Origin of the sequence: Ciceribacter thiooxidans (assembly GCF_014126615.1) — a bacterium.
Lineage (GTDB): Bacteria > Pseudomonadota > Alphaproteobacteria > Rhizobiales > Rhizobiaceae > Allorhizobium > Allorhizobium thiooxidans.
Genome location: NZ_CP059896.1, coordinates 1,416,710 through 1,435,070, shown reverse-complemented (window position 1 = coordinate 1,435,070; position 18,361 = coordinate 1,416,710). Strand labels below are relative to the sequence as shown.

21 protein-coding genes are annotated in these 18,361 nt (G+C 64.3%); 3 read left to right on the top strand and 18 right to left on the bottom strand.

Going from position 1 to position 18,361, the window contains the following annotated elements:
* Positions 1-103: 103 nt before the first annotated feature.
* The 7 genes from H4I97_RS06735 to hemN all read right to left on the bottom strand — a co-directional run bounded on the left by H4I97_RS06735 (position 104) and on the right by hemN (position 7,005).
* Positions 104-1,042 carry a lipid A biosynthesis lauroyl acyltransferase gene (locus H4I97_RS06735; RefSeq protein WP_182307136.1) on the bottom strand — a complete coding sequence of 313 codons (939 nt, stop codon included), beginning with the start codon at positions 1,040-1,042 and terminating at the stop codon, positions 104-106.
* A gap of 4 nt (positions 1,043-1,046) precedes the next feature.
* Positions 1,047-2,075 (bottom strand): zinc-binding dehydrogenase, encoded by a 1,029-nt coding sequence (locus H4I97_RS06730; protein WP_182307135.1) that lies wholly within the window; start codon positions 2,073-2,075, stop codon positions 1,047-1,049.
* 56 nt (positions 2,076-2,131) lie between these two features.
* A complete protein-coding gene (locus H4I97_RS06725) occupies positions 2,132-3,418 on the bottom strand; it encodes a beta-ketoacyl-ACP synthase (RefSeq protein WP_182307134.1) in 1,287 nt (428 codons plus the stop codon).
* Between the two features lie 14 nt (positions 3,419-3,432).
* Entirely contained in the window at positions 3,433-4,635 is a 1,203-nt protein-coding gene (locus tag H4I97_RS06720) for a beta-ketoacyl-ACP synthase (RefSeq protein ID WP_182307133.1), read from the bottom strand.
* A gap of 134 nt (positions 4,636-4,769) precedes the next feature.
* Positions 4,770-5,249 (bottom strand): 3-hydroxyacyl-ACP dehydratase FabZ family protein, encoded by a 480-nt coding sequence (locus H4I97_RS06715; RefSeq protein WP_182307132.1) that lies wholly within the window; start codon positions 5,247-5,249, stop codon positions 4,770-4,772.
* Positions 5,250-5,271: 22 nt separating this feature from the next.
* A complete protein-coding gene (locus tag H4I97_RS06710) occupies positions 5,272-5,550 on the bottom strand; it encodes an acyl carrier protein (protein WP_112831921.1) in 279 nt (92 codons plus the stop codon).
* Positions 5,551-5,655: 105 nt separating this feature from the next.
* On the bottom strand, positions 5,656-7,005 hold the full coding sequence (gene hemN, locus H4I97_RS06705) for an oxygen-independent coproporphyrinogen III oxidase (protein ID WP_182307131.1): 1,350 nt from the start codon (positions 7,003-7,005) through the stop codon (positions 5,656-5,658).
* Between the two features lie 207 nt (positions 7,006-7,212).
* Here hemN and H4I97_RS06700 point away from each other — a divergent pair, with 207 nt between their 5' ends.
* Entirely contained in the window at positions 7,213-7,938 is a 726-nt protein-coding gene (locus H4I97_RS06700) for a Crp/Fnr family transcriptional regulator (protein WP_182307562.1), read from the top strand.
* 70 nt (positions 7,939-8,008) lie between these two features.
* Here H4I97_RS06700 and H4I97_RS06695 read toward each other — a convergent pair whose 3' ends face one another.
* From H4I97_RS06695 to cobA, 5 genes are all read right to left on the bottom strand, one after another.
* Positions 8,009-8,437 carry a L,D-transpeptidase gene (locus H4I97_RS06695; RefSeq protein WP_182307130.1) on the bottom strand — a complete coding sequence of 143 codons (429 nt, stop codon included), beginning with the start codon at positions 8,435-8,437 and terminating at the stop codon, positions 8,009-8,011.
* 85 nt (positions 8,438-8,522) lie between these two features.
* Positions 8,523-9,506 (bottom strand): adenosylcobinamide-phosphate synthase CbiB, encoded by a 984-nt coding sequence (gene cbiB / locus H4I97_RS06690; protein WP_182307129.1) that lies wholly within the window; start codon positions 9,504-9,506, stop codon positions 8,523-8,525.
* Positions 9,503-10,507: a threonine-phosphate decarboxylase CobD gene (cobD, locus tag H4I97_RS06685; RefSeq protein WP_182307128.1), complete on the bottom strand. Its 1,005-nt coding sequence runs from the start codon at positions 10,505-10,507 to the stop codon at positions 9,503-9,505. Before cobD ends, cbiB begins: the two co-directional genes overlap by 4 nt.
* Complete coding sequence (locus H4I97_RS06680) at positions 10,504-11,808, bottom strand: cobyrinic acid a,c-diamide synthase CobB (RefSeq protein ID WP_182307127.1); 1,305 nt, start codon at positions 11,806-11,808, stop codon at positions 10,504-10,506. Before H4I97_RS06680 ends, cobD begins: the two co-directional genes overlap by 4 nt.
* Complete coding sequence (gene cobA / locus H4I97_RS06675; RefSeq protein ID WP_182307126.1) at positions 11,805-12,647, bottom strand: uroporphyrinogen-III C-methyltransferase; 843 nt, start codon at positions 12,645-12,647, stop codon at positions 11,805-11,807. The genes H4I97_RS06680 and cobA overlap by 4 nt, the downstream gene beginning before the upstream one ends.
* Before the next feature lie 94 nt (positions 12,648-12,741).
* On the opposite strand from cobA, the gene H4I97_RS06670 reads away from it, so the two are divergent.
* Both H4I97_RS06670 and H4I97_RS06665 read left to right on the top strand, forming a co-directional pair.
* On the top strand, positions 12,742-13,878 hold the full coding sequence (locus H4I97_RS06670) for a cobalt-precorrin-5B (C(1))-methyltransferase (protein WP_182307125.1): 1,137 nt from the start codon (positions 12,742-12,744) through the stop codon (positions 13,876-13,878).
* The gene (locus H4I97_RS06665; RefSeq protein WP_182307124.1) at positions 13,862-14,554 is read left to right on the top strand and encodes a cobalt-precorrin-6A reductase; all 693 of its coding nucleotides are present in this window, start codon (positions 13,862-13,864) and stop codon (positions 14,552-14,554) included. The genes H4I97_RS06670 and H4I97_RS06665 overlap by 17 nt, the downstream gene beginning before the upstream one ends.
* Positions 14,555-14,578: 24 nt before the next feature.
* Here the strand turns inward: H4I97_RS06665 and H4I97_RS06660 are convergent, their stop codons facing one another.
* From H4I97_RS06660 to cobM, 6 genes are all read right to left on the bottom strand, one after another.
* The gene (locus tag H4I97_RS06660) at positions 14,579-15,007 is read right to left on the bottom strand and encodes an SRPBCC family protein (protein ID WP_182307123.1); all 429 of its coding nucleotides are present in this window, start codon (positions 15,005-15,007) and stop codon (positions 14,579-14,581) included.
* Positions 14,994-15,335 (bottom strand): ArsR/SmtB family transcription factor, encoded by a 342-nt coding sequence (locus H4I97_RS06655; protein WP_129332764.1) that lies wholly within the window; start codon positions 15,333-15,335, stop codon positions 14,994-14,996. The genes H4I97_RS06660 and H4I97_RS06655 overlap by 14 nt, the downstream gene beginning before the upstream one ends.
* A gap of 202 nt (positions 15,336-15,537) precedes the next feature.
* Positions 15,538-16,497 (bottom strand): nucleoside hydrolase, encoded by a 960-nt coding sequence (locus tag H4I97_RS06650; RefSeq protein WP_182307122.1) that lies wholly within the window; start codon positions 16,495-16,497, stop codon positions 15,538-15,540.
* A gap of 76 nt (positions 16,498-16,573) precedes the next feature.
* Positions 16,574-17,029 carry a GFA family protein gene (locus H4I97_RS06645; RefSeq protein ID WP_182307121.1) on the bottom strand — a complete coding sequence of 152 codons (456 nt, stop codon included), beginning with the start codon at positions 17,027-17,029 and terminating at the stop codon, positions 16,574-16,576.
* A gap of 83 nt (positions 17,030-17,112) precedes the next feature.
* Positions 17,113-17,418, bottom strand: coding sequence for a DUF1905 domain-containing protein (locus tag H4I97_RS06640; RefSeq protein WP_182307120.1), 306 nt, complete (start codon positions 17,416-17,418; stop codon positions 17,113-17,115).
* A 3-nt stretch (positions 17,419-17,421) separates the two neighbouring features.
* Positions 17,422-18,204 (bottom strand): precorrin-4 C(11)-methyltransferase, encoded by a 783-nt coding sequence (gene cobM / locus H4I97_RS06635; RefSeq protein WP_182307119.1) that lies wholly within the window; start codon positions 18,202-18,204, stop codon positions 17,422-17,424.
* Between the last annotated feature and the right edge of the window lie 157 nt (positions 18,205-18,361).

Genomic DNA, 18,361 nt, shown 5'->3' with positions numbered 1-18,361 from the left:
AACCGACTGACTCAACAGCTCAAGTTTAGGGGTAAATCTCGCTCTGCACAGGTAAGGAGCGCTCCATCCCGGCGGAAACCGGATGAGACACATGCGGGGCTCGTCACCCCAGATCGAGGCTTTGCTTGATATTCCAGCGATCGTGATACCAGAGCCACTGTTCAGGGTATTCCCGCACCCACGATTCGACCTTGTCGTTCAGGAGCTGGGCCGTCGCGGTGACGTCGAGCTGACCCGTGGCAGTACGCGGCAGATCGACCTTCGGTTCGATTTCGAGACGAAAACGGTTGCCGGGGAGCCGGATGCAGCGGGCGGGATAGACGTCGCAATCGAACTGCCGTGCAAGCTTGGCGAGCAGCGGATTGGTCTTCACCGGCCTGCCGAAGAAGCTCGTGGTGACGCCCTTCTTGAACTTCTGGTCGACCAGCACACCAACCCCGCCACCGGCTTCGAGCTGGCGCGCGAGTGCGAAGGACGATCCGGCATGGGACGGCACCAGCTTGCCCATCCGCTTCTTGCGGAAGTCGAAGACCTTCTCGGCGATATAGGGATTGTTCGGCGGCCGGAAGAGCACGCTGACATAGAGGCCGAAGGCGGCACCTGCGACCGGCAGCAGCTCGAAATTCGCCGTATGCGCGGTGAAGACGATGAAGGGACGCGGATGGTCGCGCAGCTCCAGGAAGAGCGGAATGCCGCTCACCTCGATTCTCCCCTCGCCCTGCCTTTCCGGATCGAAATCGAAGAGCTGGTCGAGGAAGACATATTCGGCGGCGAGCCGGCCCATGTGCCCCCAGCTCGCGACGGCGATTTCTTCCCGCTCGGCTTCTGACTTCTCCGGAAAGGCATTGCGCAGGTTCGTCAGCATGAGGCCGTGGCGACGTGTCCGCGGCCCCACCTTGCGCATCAGCCAGTCGGCGAAGTTGATCGCCGGATCTGCAGGAAGAATCTTGAGCACCGTCAGGAACCCGAAGGCGAGCTGCGCCACCAGCCACTGCTGGAAGTGGCGCAAGGCAAGGACGATGCGGGTGACGAAGAGCTTCAATGCGTCAGTCCATCCTGAGGATGATCTTCCCGAACACCTGACGGGTCTCCATGCGGGTCAGCGCCATGTCGATGTCCTCCAGGTGCACCTCGGTATCGATCACCGGATGAACGATGCCGCGGGCCATCTTCTGCATGGCATTGGCCATATTCTCCATGCGGCATCCGAAGGAACCGAGCAATTTCAGCTGCTGCTGGAAGAGCATCATCAGGTTCATGTCGGTCGAGACCCCCGAGGTCGAGCCGCAGGTGACCAGCCGGCCGCCACGCTTCAGGCACAGCATCGAGCCGGCCCAGGTGTCCTTGCCGACATGTTCGAAGACGACGTCGACGCCCTTCTTCTTGGTCAGCTTGCGCACGACTCCTTCGAAGCGGTCGGTGCGATAGTTAATGACGTGATCGGCGCCGAGCGCCTTTGCCGGCTCGATCTTGTCGTCCGAACCCACCGTGGTGATGACCGTGCAGCCGATCTTCTTAGCGAGCTGGATCGCCGCCGAGCCGATACCCGAGCCGCCGGCATGGACGAGAATGGTTTCACCCGGTTCGAGCTTCGCGTTGTCGAAGAGCATGTGCTCGACGGTGCCGAAGGTCACCGGCGCGAGCGCCGCGCCGACCGCGTCGACGCCGGGCGGTGCCGGAACCAGTAGCCGGGCCGGCAGGTTGATCTTCTCCTGGGCAAAGCCGTCCAGATGGAAGCCATGCACGCCGCCCACATGTTCGCAGAGATTGTCACGACCTTCGCGGCATGGCTTGCAGAGGCCGCAGGTGCGCGCGCCGTAGACGGCGGCAAGCTGGTCCGGCAGGATGTTGCCGACGCCCGGTCCGATCGCCTCGACGACCCCGGAAGCCTCCGCGCCGATCGTCAGCGGCATCTTGCGCTTGGCAAACGCCATGCCGCGCCAGCCCCAGACGTCGATATGATTGAGCGCGACGGCCTTGACCCGCAGCGTCACCTCGCCCGGCCCCGGCGCCTCCGGCTCCGGCAGATCGACAATTTCGAGCTTGCGGTCGTCGACCAGCTGCAATGCGCGCATGAATCCCGTCCTTCGCCCTTCGGCGTTCCGATACACTGTTTCTCGTGGCGTTCCGATTAAGCCGGTTCACGCATCATGACAAGGCTGGCGTTCTGGCCGCCGAAGCCGAACGAATTCGACAACACTGCGGAAACATCAGCTGTGCGCTTGACGTTGGGAACCACGTCGAGCTCCATCGTCGGATCGGGATTGACGTAGTTGATGGTTGGCGGAATCGTGCCGGTCAGCATCGTCTGGAAGGAGAAGACTGCCTCGACTGCGCCGGCCGCCGTCAGCGTGTGGCCGATCATCGACTTGTTCGATGACACCGGAATCTGCTTCAGCCGCTCACCGAAGACGGCGAGCATCGCACCGTATTCCATCTTGTCGTTTTCCGGCGTCGAGGTTCCGTGGGCATTGACATAGTCGATGTCAGCCTCGCCGATCCCCGCATCGGCAAGCGCCGCGCGCATCGTCGCGATCGCCGGGCCGCCGTCCGGAGAGGAGCGCGTGCGGTGGAAATGGTCGGCCTTCTCCCCGCATCCCTTCATCACGCCGAGGATCTTCGCCCCGCGAGCCACGGCCGATTCCATCGATTCGAGGACGAGCGTCGCCGCGCCCTCGGCGATCACGAAACCGTCGCGATCCTTGCTGAAGGGCTTCGACGCCTTTTCCGGCGCATCGTTCTGGGTCGAGAGCGCAGACAGCAGCGAGAAGCGAATCACCGCCTCGACGCTGATGGAACCGTCGGTCGCGACCGTCAGCGCGCGCTCGGTACGGCCCTGGCGGATGGCCTCGACGCCGAGCTGGATGGCCGTCGCGCCCGACGCACAGGCGGTCGAGAGCGTGACCGGCAGGCCACGCGTGCCGAAGCGGTCGGCAAGCCGTTCCGAGATCGAGCCGAACTGGACCGCCTCGAGGAAGACCGGATCCGGCTTCGCGCGCATTGCGGTGAGAAAACGCTCGTAAACGTCACCGTCGTGGTCCGGTGGCGGAGCACGCTCGGCGAGCGCGAAGCGATCGGACCATTCCGGTTCGACAGGCGGTGCGGCGAGGAAGAGCGGACCGTTGAAATCGCCCGAGAGGCCGGCCTGGCCGAGCGCCTCGATGGTGGTTTCCCGAGCGAACGCATAGGAGCGCTCGACGGCGTTGGCTGCCGGCACCTCGATGAAATCGACGGTACCGCCGATGCGTGTCGGCATGCCTTCGGTCGGGAAGCGTTTGATCGCATGGATGCCGGACTTGCCGGCGGTGAGCGCATTCCAGTTGTCCTCGAGCCCTTGTCCGAGCGAGGTAATCACGCCCATACCGGTGACGACGACGATCGGCCGTCCGAGATGATCCTTGAAGCGATTGTCGGTCATGGATCCGTTCCTCCTCACGCGTCGGCCGAGACGAGGGCGACGCCCTCGCCGTGGACATAGCCCACCGTCGTCACGACGGCATGGCGGGCGGGCATGGCCATCGCCCCTTCATGGGCAGGATCGAAGGGCGGCACTTTCGCATGGCTGTCGAGAGCAAGGGCGGCAAGCGCAAGACCGAGCGGGAACTGTGCCTCCATGCCGTGACCCGTGCTGCCGCCATAGCCGCGTACGGGCGCGGCAGGAAAGCGACGGTCGAGCACTGCCTTCTCGCGGCGTGCCAGGTCGTGCAGGCCGCTCGAACCGGAAAAGACGACCGTGTCGGATGTCGCGTCCCCCAGACCGGAGAGCAAACGCTCCACCCGGGCTTCGAACCGGTCACCATCGCGGCCGCCGCGATCGCCCTCGACGGCGTCGAGGACCGCGTAGACATGGGCGCCCCGCGCCTCGGCATGTTCCCGGCTTTCGAGCACGAGGAAGGCGCCGACCGATCCGAGCATCATGCCGCCGCCTGCATCCTCCGAACGCGACCACAGGGGCCGCCATTCGCCGGTCGCATGGGCATGGATACCTTCGACAAGCAGCAGGATATCCGGGCGCTCACCGATAAAGGCGCCGCCGACGAGCGTGTGGGTCGACTGGCCGCAACGCAACCGGGCGAACGCCGTCTCGATCGCCGAAATGCCGGCCGACTCCTCGCCCATGAAGGTGCGGGAGGAACCGGTGACCTTGTGCACGATCGAAATATTGCCGGCCATGAGGTTGGAAAGTTGCGCCAGAAACAGCGTCGGGCGAAGCTCGGTCGTCAGTTTCTCGACGAGCAGCCTGTCGCGATCGTTGCGGCGCAGGGCTTCGTTGACGATCAGCGTATCGACGTTGACGTCGCGCTCGCCGCCGCCGGCAGCGACGATCAGGTCCATCGTTCCGCAGAGTTCGGCATTGTCCTTGAGGCCGGCGTCATCGAGCGCAAGCCCCGCCGCATAGACACCGAGCCGCTGCCAGTTCTCCATCTGGCGCTGGTCGCCACGCTTGGGGATCTGCGTCGACCAGTCGATCTCCGGCAGGCAGTGGATCGGGTACGGCTTGAGTTTTTCCGTCTCCACCGCCGGCGCCGGCGCAGCCGGGGCGGACAGCAGGGCGATATGCGGCTCCTTGCCGGTTCCATGGCAGGTGACGATGCCAATACCGGTGATCACCACGTCGTTCGGCTTCTTGCTCATTCTCTATCCTTCGGCCGGCAATTCTTCGACCGGCGTTCCATCCGGCGCATCCCTACGCCCTGCGCGGCGGCGCTGGCAATAGCTTTCGCCTGACGACATGGCTTGTCAGGGAAACCGCAAGGGCGGTCTGCCGCTCAGGCGGCGCCGTCCGCTTCGAGGGCCGCCATCAGCCCGACCTCTTCCGCGCGGTTACGGACGATCTCGGCGAGCGGCACCTCGCTGAACGGCACGGTGCGCAGCTTGAGCTGGGCATCGCAGATCTTCTTGCCGCCCGATGCGATCCTGGCCTTGGTGACGGCAAAACCCGATCCGTCGTGTTCGAGCTTGGCTTCGATGTCCAGCACGGCGCCGGGCTCGACGAAACTGCGCATCTTCGCGCCGTCGACCGACATCAGGAAGGGCATCGCCGAAAAGCCGCTGACGGCGAGCACGAGGAAACCCGAGGCCTGCGCCATCGTCTCGATCAGCAGCACACCGGGTACGAGCGGCATTCCGGGAAAGTGACCTTCGAACACGGGGCTCTTCTCCGGCACGACCGAGCGTGCCCGGAGCGTGCCGTCGCGAAGGCTCACCGCCTCCACCGTGTCGATCATCTGGAAGTATTCGAGCAGCATCGTACGTCGTCCGCCGGGCCGATCAGCCCTTGGCGGCGCGCAGTTCGTCGATCTTCGCGCAGAGATTCTTGAGAACGAAGTATTCCTCGGTGGAAACCTTGCCCTCGTTGACTTCCTGCGTCCACTGTTCGAGCGGGATCTTGATGCCGAATTCCTTGTCGATCGCAAAGACGATGTCGAGGAAGTCCAGGCTATCGATGCCGAGATCGTCGATCGTATGGCTTTCGGGCGTAATGGTTTCGCGATCGATCTCGCTCGTTTCAGCGATGATGTCGGCAACTTTGTCGAATGTAGCGCTCACGCCAATTACCTCATATGTCTTAAATCCGAGTTCCACATAGGGAAAACTCGTCGAAAAGCCAATGCCCTGTTTCACCGGCAGGAAAATTTGCCGTTGCAGTGTTGCTCAAACAGCAATCGAATGACGGCCCTTGCCGGTCGAGAGGTAACTGTCGAAGACCGCCGCGATGCTGCGCGTGAACGGCTTGCCGGTTTCGGTGATGCGAAACTGGTCGGCGACGATCTCGCAGACTCCGTCAGCGTTGCTTGCGACATACTGCCGGGCCTCGGCGATCACGCTCTCGGCAATCCCGGGGAATCGGTTCCGCAAGTCGGCGAAGGAGAAGGAAAAGCGGCACATCAGATCCTCGATGACCTTGGCGCGCATCCGGTCGTCGTCGGCAAGTTCGATGCCGCGAACGACTGTCAGCCCCTGCGCCTGCGCCATCTTCTGGTACTCGCCGGTCGCCGGCATGTTCTGCACGTAGCCTTCGGGCAACTGCCCGATCGAAGACGCGCCGAGGCCGATCAGCGCATCGGCCGCATCGTCGGTATAGCCCTGGAAGTTGCGGTGGAGCCGCCCCTCGCGGCTCGCGATCGCGAGCTTGTCGCCGGGCCTGGCGAAATGGTCGATGCCGATCGCCTCATAGCCGGCTTCAACCAGCATCTCTGCGGCGCGGTTCATCTGGCGGAAGCGCATCTCGACGCCGGGAAGCGCTTCTTCCGGAATCATCGTCTGGTGCTTCTTCATCCACGGCACATGGGCATAGCCGAACAGCGCGATGCGATCGGGCGCCAGCGAGAGAATATCGCGGACCGTGGCTTCCAGCGTCTCCAGCGTCTGGTACGGCAGGCCATAGAGAATGTCGCAGTTGACGGAGTGCACGCCCCGCGCCCTGACCGCCTCGACCACGCCTTTGGTGTGCTCGAAGGTCTGGATACGGTTGATCGCCTTCTGCACGTCCGGATTGAAATCCTGAACGCCGAGGCTCGCGCGTGTCATGCCGATCGCCGCGAGCGCGTCGTAGCGGGCGTCGTCGAGATCGTTCGGGTCCATCTCGACGCTGATCTCTGCATCGTCGCGGAAGGCGAAGTGTTCGCGCAGCGCCGCCATGAGGGCGATCATGTCCTCGGGCTTCAGCATGGTCGGCGAACCGCCGCCGAAATGCACCGCGCTCACCTTCGCATCTCGGTCGACAAGTCCCCCGACTCGGGCGATCTCACTATAGAGCGCTTCGAGATAGACCGTGATCGGATCGTATTTCAGCGTGTGTTTTGTATGGCAGGCGCAGAACCAGCACAAACGGTCACAATAAGGAATGTGGATATAGAGCGAGATATCTTGCCCTTTTCCAAGATTCTGTAGCCATTGCGCATATTTGTCGCAGCCGATGCCTTCGTGAAAATGTGGCGCGGTCGGATAACTCGTGTAACGTGGCACCGCGCCGGAATACTTGCCCAGAAGGCCTTCTCGCATGAACTTCACCGCAATTGTCAGGATAAGCAATTGCTTAATTATTAACAGTAGAAGAGCCCCCAGCCTTTGACTTCGATCAATTTGCTGTTAAAATTACGGCATAGGAAAACCGGAGGGTGCTCAGCACCTTTCGCGGTCGAAACAGGGCGTTCCTTGTAAGCGCGGTAAGGCGTAGGGATGGGCGGGCAGATGAGACCGATCGACATTATGGATGCCCTCAAGAGAAATGTTCTGGAGTGTGAAGGCCCTGCGGTCTGCAAGGCCTGTGAAGCACGCCATGGTGGTGTCTGCGCGAGCCTCAGCGTTCCGCAACTGATGGAACTCAACAAGCATTCCTCCCGCCGCAAGGTCGAGGCCGGAAACGAGGTCATTGGCCAGGGCGAGTCCGTCTCCACCTACAGCAACATCCTGAACGGGGTAGTGAAGCTCTCCAAAATGATGGCTGACGGCCGTCAGCAGATCGTCGGTCTGCAGTTCGCGCCGGATTTCCTCGGTCGACCGCATCAGGAAGAGAGCACCGTCACCGCCGAGGCGGCGACCGACACCGAGATCTGCACCTTCCCGCGGGCACTCATCGACCGTATCGTCAACGAGACGCCGGATTTCGAGCGAATGCTCTACGAGCAGTCGCTGAAGGAACTCGACGAGGCGCGCGACTGGATGCTGACCCTCGGCCGCAAGACGGCCCAGGAGAAGGTTGCAAGTTTCCTGCACCTGATCGCAACCCATATCGATCCGGAGAACGCGAGCCCGCGCACGTTCGACCTGCCTCTGTCGCGTGCCGATATCGCCGATTTCCTCGGCCTCACCATCGAGACCGTAAGCCGGCAGATGACGAAGCTGCGCAAGGAAGGCATCATCGTCATCGAGAACAATCGCCACGTCACCGTGCCGAGCCTCGAACGGCTGCGCTGCGTCGCCGGAAACGACTGATTCTACCGGCAAAACAGCCTGAAGACCGCATGACACTCATCCCGAGTGGGAATGGCGCAGTTCTGCAATCTCAGCGCGCGATGATGATCTTCGTATTGGCGAGCCCGTTGCTGGTCGCGAGGCGGAAGAAGATCGCCGCATTGTCGGGGTGGAGCCGGACGCAACCATGCGAGACCGGTCGCCCGAGGCTCCTCACCTCGTTAGTGCCGTGGATGGCGTATCCCCCCTTGAAGAAGATCGCGTAGGGCATCGGAGCGTTGTCATATTTGCGCGACCGGTGATAGCGCGATGCCCAGCGGGCGGTGAAGATGCCCGTCGGCGTCCGGTAACCGCGGCGGGCGGTCGAGACCTTCCAGGTATATTGAGGCTCGCCGTTCACCGAGACCCGCATCGTCTGTGCCGAGAGGCTGATCCGGGCAACGACCGTATCGGCAACGGCCGCGGCAGGACCGGCAGCCGAGAAAACGGCGATCAGAAACAAGACAGCAAGCCGGCGCATCCCTCCGATACCCCTGTCGCGCGTGAACACTGCTTCATACTAGCGCAAAAGGAGTAAACAAACACCAACACGGCTGGAATCACCGTCAGAGAAGGATTGCGATCACCGTCAGACCGAGCGCCACCGCGGCAAGCGACGAGCAGGCGGCGTCGAAGATGCCGATTGCCGCGCCGATCTCGCCCGCTTCGGCCGTGGCGCGGCCCGCGCCATTGATCATCGGTTCGCTCACCACCTGGCCGCCATAGATGCGCGGACCGGCGAGCCGGATGTCGAGCGCACCGGCCATCGCCGCTTCCGGCCAGCCGGAGTTGGGAGAACGGTGGAGACCGCTATCGCGGAAGGCGACGGAGAGCGAACGGCGAGCGGCGGCAGTTCCCTGCCGTATCGCAGCACCGGCAGCGATCAGCAGGCTCGACAGCCGCGCTGCCGGCCAGTTGGCGAGATCGTCGAGACGGGCCGAGGCCCAGCCAAAGTCGATATATTTCGGGCTCTTGTGGCCGATCATCGAATCGGCGGTGTTCAGCATCTTGTAGGCGAAAATACCCGGCAGGCCGGCGACGGCATACCAGAAGGCCGGCGCCACCGTGCCGTCGGCGAAATTTTCCGCAAGGCTCTCGATTGCAGCGCGGACGACACCGGCCTCGTCGAGCGTCTCCGGATCACGTCCGACGATCATCGAAACGGCGCGGCGCCCGCCGGCCAGTCCTTCCTGACGCAGACCATCGGCGACCGCCACGACATGATCCTTCAGGCTCTTCTGTGCCAAGAGAACCGCGACGACGGCGACCTCCGGCAGAAGACCGACAAGACCGAGCGCGGCGAAGAAGCCGTGCAGCAGGCTACCGGCGAGCGCGGCCCCGGTGAGAAGCAGCACGATTGCGAGAACCCCGTTGCGGCGGCGGATCACACCGGCGAGCGACTCGCGGTTCATCCGCCTGTCGAGGGCATCGATCGCTGCGCCGAAAACCACCACCGGATGGCGAACGCGCTGCCAGAGCCATGCCGGGTCGCCGACGAGCCGGTCGAGCACCAGCGCCAGGAAGAGGATCGCAAAGATCATGACGCTCATCCGCCGCTCCAGGTCGAAAGGGCAGCGGCGAGACGCGCATCCGCCGCCTCGTCCGGTGCAAGGCCGATGCGCAGCCAAGTCGGCGCGTAGTCGAACTTGCGGGTCAGGATGTGCGCCCGGCAAAGATGGCTATGGAGTTGCTCCGCGTGCGGGTCCTCGACGAGCGCAAAAAGTGCCGTGCCGCCGGCGACGTGAAGGTCCGCCCCGGTAAGTACCCGCTGCAGCGCCGCCCGTCGCTCGGCGAGCCGCCGGCGGATCGCCTCCGCATCGCCGCGAAAAAGCGTCGCCGCAACCGAAAGGGCCGGTCCCGAAACCGCCCAAGGCCCGAGCCAGGTCGCCATGCGCTCCCGAACCTCCGGCACGACGATCACGAAGCCGAGCCGAATGCCGGCCATGCCAAAGAACTTTCCGAAGGAACGGAAGACGATCAGGTTCGGGGTGCTGGGCACGAAGTCGACGACGCTCGTCTCCGGGGTGCAGTCGGCGAAGGCCTCGTCGACGACGAGATAGCCGCCGCGACCCGCAAGATCGGCGGCGAGGCGCTTGACCGCGTCGCGTGACAGCAGCCGGCCATCCGGGTTGTTCGGGTTGACCGCAACGACCAGGGCATGGTCCTCACGCACCTCATCGGGTCCGGCGATGGCGTCGACGCTCGCGCCGGCAAGCGCGAAGACCCGGGCGTATTCCCCATAGGTCGGCGAGAGGATCGCAATCCGCGCGTCGGCAGGAACGAGGCGCGGCAGCATCTGGATCGCCGCCTGGGTTCCCGGGACGGCAAGTGGCAGGATGTCGGCGGAGCGGTAGAAATCACGCGCCGCGATCGTCACCTCATCGAGAAGATGCTGGTCCGGGAGGCGCTGCCAGGCAGAGGCCGGGACGTCCGGAACGGCCGGCGGGCATGGGTTGAGGCCAGTCGAAAGATCGAGCCAGTCCCCGACGCATCCGCCGTAAAGCGCCGCCGCCGCCGCAATGCCGCCGCCATGAACAATGGCGCCGCTCATCGGCTCTCGCAGATATCGATGAGATGCATGAAGGAGCCGGCGACTGAACCGCGCCTAAGGCCGACCTCGCCGAGCGACGTGCCGAGCGCGTCCTCGGCGGCGAAGAGTCGCTCGCCCTCGCCTTCCGAAACGATCGTTGCGTAATGGAATTCGTGCGCGGTCATGTCCGTCGTGAAAAAGGACCCGGCAAGCGGCCGCAGGCGGCGGTAGCCGAGCTGCCGCTTGCGCCTGGCAAAGCTCGTCACCAGCGGCAGGAAGCCGAGCATCCGGTGGCTTTCGCCCGCCTCGTCGATCAGCGCCTCGCCGAGCACCATGTAGCCGCCGCACTCGCCGAAGATGCGGGCACCGCGCGCCTGCGCGGCCACCATGCCGGCGCGGAAGGTTTCGGCTGCAGCGAGTTGACTGGCGGAGAGCTCCGGATAGCCGCCCGGCAGGTAGACCGCATCGCAATCGGCGGCGGGCGCTTCGTCCGCAAGCGGCGAGAAGAAGGAGATTTCCGCACCACGACGACGCCAGCCCATAAGCATGTGCTCGTAGGAAAAGGCGAAGGCGTTGTCGCGGGCGACCGCGATCTTCTGGCCGAACGGCATAAGCCGGGCGATGTTCGCGTCGGAAGAGCGGTCGGGGATGTGTCGCGCGGTGCGGATCAGGGCCTTCACGTCGCAGGAGGAGGCGACGAGATCCGCCGCCCGGTCGATGAAGGTCTCGAGTTCGCCGTGCTCGCCGGCCTGCACCAGCCCCAGATGGCGTGCCGGCAGTTCCAGCGACTTGTTCGTGCGGATGACCCCGAAGACCGGCATGCGGATGGCGGCCATGGCATCCCGCAACATCGCTTCGTGGCGGTCGCCGCTGACGCGGTTGAGGATCACGCCGACGATGCGGGTATCGATGCGGTAATTGGCAAAACCGCTGACGAGCGCGGCGGTCGAATGGGAAGAGCGCGCGCAGTCGACGACCAGCAGCACGGAAAGCCCGAGGATCGCGGCGAGATCGGCGGCCGAGCCCCGGCCGTCGGCGGCTCCGTCGAAGAGCCCCATCATCGCCTCGACGACGAGGTCCTTGCCGCCGGACCTGTGAAGGGCGGCATTGGCAAGCAGCAGCTCGCGCCGCATCGCCCAGGGATCGAAGTTGAGACAGACCTCGCCGCTCGCCGCCGCATGGAAGGCCGGGTCGATATAGTCCGGCCCCGCCTTGCCGGGCGCGACCGGGTGGCCGAGGCGCTTCAGCGCACGCAGGAGGCCGAGCGTAACGGTGGTCTTTCCCGATCCAGTCGCCGGCGCGGCGATCATCAACCCGCTCATGCCGTATCCTTCCGATTATCGCCGGCAAAAGGATCACCGACGAGCTTGCGGCCGGAAAGCGCCCCGAGCCAATCGAGCGACGGTCTCAGGCGCACGACCTCGCCGACGACGACGATGGCAGGCGGCTCGAAACCGGAGGCAGCGACCGCCTGCTCCGCCTCGCCGAGCGTCGTTTCCAGCACCTTCTGCGAGGCCGTCGCCGCATCGCAGACGAAGGCGACGGGCTCCGACACGCGGCGGCCACCGGCAATCAGTTGTTCGGAAATGCGTCCGATATGCTTCATCGCCATGTACATGACGATCACAGGCGAGCCTTTGGCGATCGCTTGCCAGTCGATCCGGTCCGGAACGAGGCCGGAGGAATCATGACCGGTGAGGAAGGTGACGGCGTGATTGATCTCCCGGTGCGTGACCGGAATTCCGGCATAGGCGAGCCCGCCGATCCCGGCGGTGATGCCGGGCACGATCCGGAACGGAACGCCGTGCTCGATCAGCGTCAGCGCCTCCTCGCCGCCGCGGCCGAAAACGAAGGGATCGCCACCCTTGAGGCGCAGCACCTTGAGGCCCGATTTCGCAAGCTCCACCAGCCGCAGCGAGATGTCGCGCTGTTTGGCGGAAGGCTTTCCGCCGCGCTTGCCGGCATATTCTAGCGTCGCACCGGAACGTGCGAGCTTCAGGCATTCCTCGTTGACCAGCGCGTCGTGGACGATGACGTCGGCCTCGCCGAGCGCCTTTGCCGCGAGCAGCGTCAAAAGGCCCGGATCGCCGGGGCCGGCGCCGGCCAGCCAGACATGACCGGGCTCGATCGCCGGCAGATCGGAAAACGGAAATTCAGTCATCGCCTTGCTCTATGCCCGCAGTCCCAAAATTGCAATCGCGCGACACACCATCTGCGTGCTTTCGAAGGCCGAAACGCTGGCCTATAAGAGAGCGATGGACGAGACGACCGAAGCAACGAAGACGATCGCGGGAACCGCCGGCGAAAGCCGGGAGAAGCCCAAGGGACCGCTGCGCCCCGGCTGGACGACCGGCGCCTGCGCGACCGCCGCCACGAAGGCGGCGCTCACCGCGCTCATCACCGGCGAGTTCCCGGACCCCGTCAGCATTCGCCTGCCGCGCAGCGAGGAGCCGGCCTTCGCGCTCGCCTTCGAAAGTCTCGGAGAAGGTTATGCTACGGCCGGCATCGTCAAGGATGCCGGCGACGATCCCGATGTCACCCATGGCGCCACCGTAATCGCCACGGTGCGCCCATTGCCGCCCGGAAGCGGTATCCGCTTTGCCGCCGGCGACGGCGTCGGGACCGTCACCAAGCCCGGCCTGCCCCTCGGCGTCGGCGAGCCGGCGATCAACCCGGTCCCGCGGCAGATGATGACCCGTGAAGTGGAGACGCTCTGCGCCGAATACGGCCTGCCGGCCGATGTCGAAATCACCGTCTCCATCCCCGGCGGCGAGGAGATCGCCAAGCAGACCTGGAACCCGCGCCTCGGCATCCTCGGCGGGCTTTCCGTGCTGGGGACGACCGGCATCGTGCATCCGTTCTCTTGCGCTGCCTGGATCCACTCGATCCATCGAGGCATCGACGTCGCCCGCGCCGAAGGAATCACCCACGTGCTCGGCGCCACCGGCTCGACATCGGAGAAGACCGCTCAGGACCTGTACGGCCTGCCCGAAGGAGCTCTGCTCGACATGGGCGATTTCGCCGGCGGCCTGCTCAAATATTTGCGCGTCCACCCTGTGCCGCGGCTGACGATTGCAGGCGGCTTCGCCAAGATGGCAAAGCTCGCGCAGGGCGCACTCGACCTCCATTCGTCCCGCAGCCAGGTCGACAATAGCTATTTTCTTTCACTAGCTTGTACGGAAAACCTGAGTCAATCTGTCAGGAAGAAAATAGAAGACTCCAACACGGCTCTCGAAGTCCGCGAAATCCTCCGGAACGAGGGGATCGACATCGCAACCGTCGTCGCCGCCGACGCCCGAAAGGCAGCGCTCGACGTGCTGCGCGGCGCGCCGGTCGAGGTCGACATCGTCGTCACCGACAGGGAAGGCAATATCCTTGGCCGCGCCGGCTGACAGACGGGAGACGATCCTGATCCTCGGCGGGACTGCGGAAGCCGCAGCGATCGCGCGCCGGCTGGTCGATGCCGGCGCCGATGTCGTCACCTCGCTCGCCGGGCGCACGAGCAACCCCGCGCCGCTCCCCGGCCGCATCCGGACCGGCGGTTTCGGCGGAGCGGAAGGTCTCGCCCGCTACATCGTCGAGAACAGGATCGCAAGGGTGATCGACGCAACCCATCCCTTCGCAAACCGGATCTCGCAGAATGCCAGGCTCGCCTGCGCGGCGGCGGGGATATCTCTGGAGCGGCCCGAACGGCCCGCCTGGGAAAAGCAGCCCGGCGACAACTGGATCGAAGTGAAGAGCCTCGGCGACGCGGCAGCCGCCCTGCCCGCCGGTGCCCGCGTCTTTCTGGCGCTCGGCCGGCAGCATCTTGCCGTTTTCGAATCGCGGCCGGATTGCCATTTCGTCGTTCGCATGGTCGATCCGCCGGAGAAACCGCTCGGCCTCGCCGGCTACGACCTAATTTTGGGAAAGCCCTCGGTCAATCCGGAGGAGGAAGCGGACCTTTTCCGCGCGCACCGGGTCACCCACCTCGTCTGCCGCAACTCGGGCGGCGACGCGGGCTACGGCAAGATCGCCGCGGCAAGGAAGATGGGATTGCCGGTGGTAATGATCCGTCGGGCGACCTGACGGCCGCCCGGCGATGGTTCCGGCTCAGGCGATCGTCTCTGCGAGACAGCCGAGGATCGCGGTCCATCCCTGGATGTGACCGAGGCGCGCCTCCTCACTGCGAAACTTCACCTGTTTCAGGGTGATGTCCGTCATCCCGGGTTCCGGTTCTGAGAAGTCGATCGTAACGACGCTGTCGTCCTGCGAGAACGGCGATTCCCAGGTGAAGGAAAGGCGCGAGTAAGGATCGATCTCGAGATAGGTGCCGGCGTGCGGGATTTCCTTTTCCGGCGTCTTCATGACGATCGAGAAACGGCCGCCCTTGACCGGATCATTGGTCACCTTCGCCGCCCCGCTCGTGGTGCCCGGCGGCCGCATGACTTTCGAAAGAGTGGCCGGCGACAGCCAGGCATTGAAGACCCTGTCGCGCGAGGCAGCGATCGTGCGGCTTACCGTCAGTTCAAGTTCGCTCATGGTCGTTTTCCTCTGAAACGAGTGCATTTTCCAGCGCCGTCAGGCGCAACTCCCAGATGGACTTCAGTTGCGCGAACCAGCTCTCGGTGAGCTTCAGCGGTTCGAGCTCGGCCGCGATGAAATGCTCGCGGCCCATCGTCCGGCGGGTGACCAGTCCCGCCTCCTCCAGCACCTTGATATGCTTCGAGACGGAATTCAGCGACATGTCGAAATGGGCGGCGAGCGCGGTCACTCTCAACGCCCCTTCCTGAACGAGCAGCGTCAAGATTTGTCGCCGTGTGGTGTCACCGGCGGCTTTCAGTATGCGTGACAGAGCGTCTTCGTCCATTCGTTCACCCATATGGTTGAATATAGGAGTCTCGCCAGATAGTCAACCATATGGATGAATATTTCGAAAGCGAGAATTCCACTCTTCCCCGAAAACCTCTCGGCGTCCGGGCAATGTGTTCAAAACTACGCTGGGGAGCAAGGCCGCGCCGGGCACGCAACTGCCTCGCGGATGCGGAAGATGGGGAGCGACCGCCCTTCTCTCAGTCTTCCTTCACCGACACGATGGTGTCATGGATCAGCTGCAGCACGGCCGGCGCGTCGATGCCGGTGCAGATACGCTGCGAAGGAAGTCCGTCCCAGTCGCTCGGACCGAAGGTGCGGCCGTCCGGCTTCTGGATCGTCATACCGTCGGCGATGCCGCCGCAGACGACGCGGACCGTGCCGGCGCGGGTTTCGAAGAGATCCGGCGCGACGACATAGGCGCAGGCGCAGCTGTCATGCACCACCATGCCGTCCGGCACACGCCCCTCGTAGAACTTGATGTAGAACTGCGAGAGGTCGAAGAGGAGTTTCGCGCGGGTACCGGCGGCGTCGCGGATGTCGGCGAGCGCCTTCCGTGTCATGACGGTCTGGAGCGTGACGTCGAGCCCGACGATTACCACCGGCCATTCGGCCGTGAAGACGATGTCGGCCGCTTCCGGATCGCCGTGGATATTGGCCTCGGCCGCCGGCGTTACGTTCCCGTTGACCTCGAAGGCACCGCCCATGACGACGATTTCCTTCACGAGCTCGACGATCTCCGGATCTTCCTTGAGCGCATTGGCGAGATTGGTCATGCGCCCGACGGCGACGATCGTTACCTCGCCCGGATTCTCGCGTATGGTCTCGACGATGAAGCGATGGGCCGGACGCGGGTCGAGCGGTACGTCGACGACGTCCGGCACACCGATATTGCCGAGACCGTCGTCGCCGTGGATGAAGGTCGGCGGCTCGTGGCTGATGCGGTGGGGTATGAAGGTCTCGCCGGCGCCTCTCGCCACCGGCGCATCGATCTTCCACTCGCGCTTCAGGAAGAGCGCGTTACGCGTGGTCGTCTCGATCCGGGCATTGCCGAAGACCGTGGTGACGCCGAGCAGATCGACATCCGGATGATGATGGAGAAAGAGCAGTGCCATGGCGTCGTCGACGCCCGGATCCGTATCGAAGATGACCTTTTGCATGAAACCGCCGGGAGTGTGTCGCTGTCGAATGATGAGGCAGCCGTCTTATCGCATTTCGGACGCGAAGGCCAAGCGCTCAGGCGCCGGCTCCGGCGAATTCCGCGATCAGCCCGGCAAAGGTCTCCATCGGCGGGAATTTCTCGAAGCTGTGCTTTGCCGGCGTCGTCGCCCAGGGCAGCATCTCGCTCGTGTAGGTCTCGATGAACGGGCGGAAACCGCGCGCATCGTCCAGCATGGTCGCGCGCAGATTGACGAACGGCCCCATCATCTCGGCGCGGGTGAACAGCCAGCTCATGCAATAGGGGCAGCAATAGTGGTGCAGCTCGCCGTGGAGCCCGCCGATGACCGGCTCCAGTCCGGATACCTCCACTGCGTCCTGCGGATAGAGCGCACTCAGCGAGAAGGCGCTGGCGGTCATCTTCTGGCAGCCCGTGCAATGGCAGGCCATGGTCAGCATCGGCCTGCCGTGCGCCTTGAGGCGCACCTGTCCGCAGCGGCAACTACCTTCCGTCACGTTACTTTCGACCGCCATGAGAATCTCCGTTTCGAACGTGGGCCTACCATAGCGTGCGCGTGTGGAAGGGCAACAGCCGGACAACGCGCGATTGTCCGCATTCACCGTTGGAGAACGATCCGGACCCTCAGCGTGTCGCCGGCCTTCACCCGTGCCGCCTTGCGGACCGCGGCCTTGACCGGGAGGAGATAGCTTTCCGCGGCCTTGTCGGGAAAGACCGAGGTCTTGAAGGCGACGTCGCCGATTTCCGCCGTCACCGCCACCATGCCCCAGCCGGGGCGACGACCTTCACTCGCGCAGCGGATCGCGAAACCGACCTCGGGCGGAAGGGTGACGAAGTGCCATGCACCCTTGCCTTTGTACTCCCAAAGCTCGGCCTCGAAGTCCCACCCCTCCGCGCGTTCCATGGTTCAGCCGGCCACCTGCTTTTTCTTCTTGCCGACATTGCGCAGCACGTGGCTGAACTGCGAATTATAGAGATCGCTGTCGCGGAACTCGACCGAGCCGAAGACCTTGCCGACCATGATGAGGGCCGTGCGGGTGATCTTCGCCTCGCGCACCGCCGCCTGCATGTCCTTGAGCGTCGTGCGGATGAACTGTTCGTCGGGCCAGGTCGAGCGGTAGGCGACCACCACCGGGCAATCCTCGCCGTAATAGGGCGTGAGAACCTCGCGGATGTGCGGCAGGTTGCGGATCGACAGGTGGATTGCGAGCGTCGCCCGCGATTTCCCGAGGATTTCCAGCGTCTCGAACTCCGGCATCGAGGACGCCTTCATCTCGGTGCGGGTGATGATGATCGTCTGGGCGATCTCGGGCAGCGTCAGTTCCGTCTTGAGCCGGGCCGCGGTCGCGGCAAACGCCGGCACGCCCGGCACCACGTCATAGGGGATGCCGAGTGCATCGAGCCGGCGCATCTGTTCGGCGATAGCGCCGTAGATCGACGGATCGCCGGAGTGGACGCGGGCGACATCCTCACCGCGGGCATGCGCAGCCTCCATCTCGGCGACGATCGCATCGAGATGCATCGGCGCGGTATCTTTGACGATCGCGCCTTCGGGCGCCGCCTTGACGATCTCCTCCGGGACCAGCGAACCCGCATAGAGGCAAACCGGGCAACGCTCGATCAGCCTGAGACCCCGGACGGTGATGAGGTCGGGAGCCCCCGGCCCTGCCCCGATGAAATAGACGGTCATGCTGTTTTCCTTGTCAAATCTTCCCTGACGCTACCGCGTATGTAACTGCCCCTCATCCGGCTGCCGCCACCTTCTCCCCGCCTGCGGGGAGAAGGACGATGCTGCACTGCCTCGGCCCCAAATCCCTTCTCCCAGTGAACGGGGAGAAGGTCCCGGC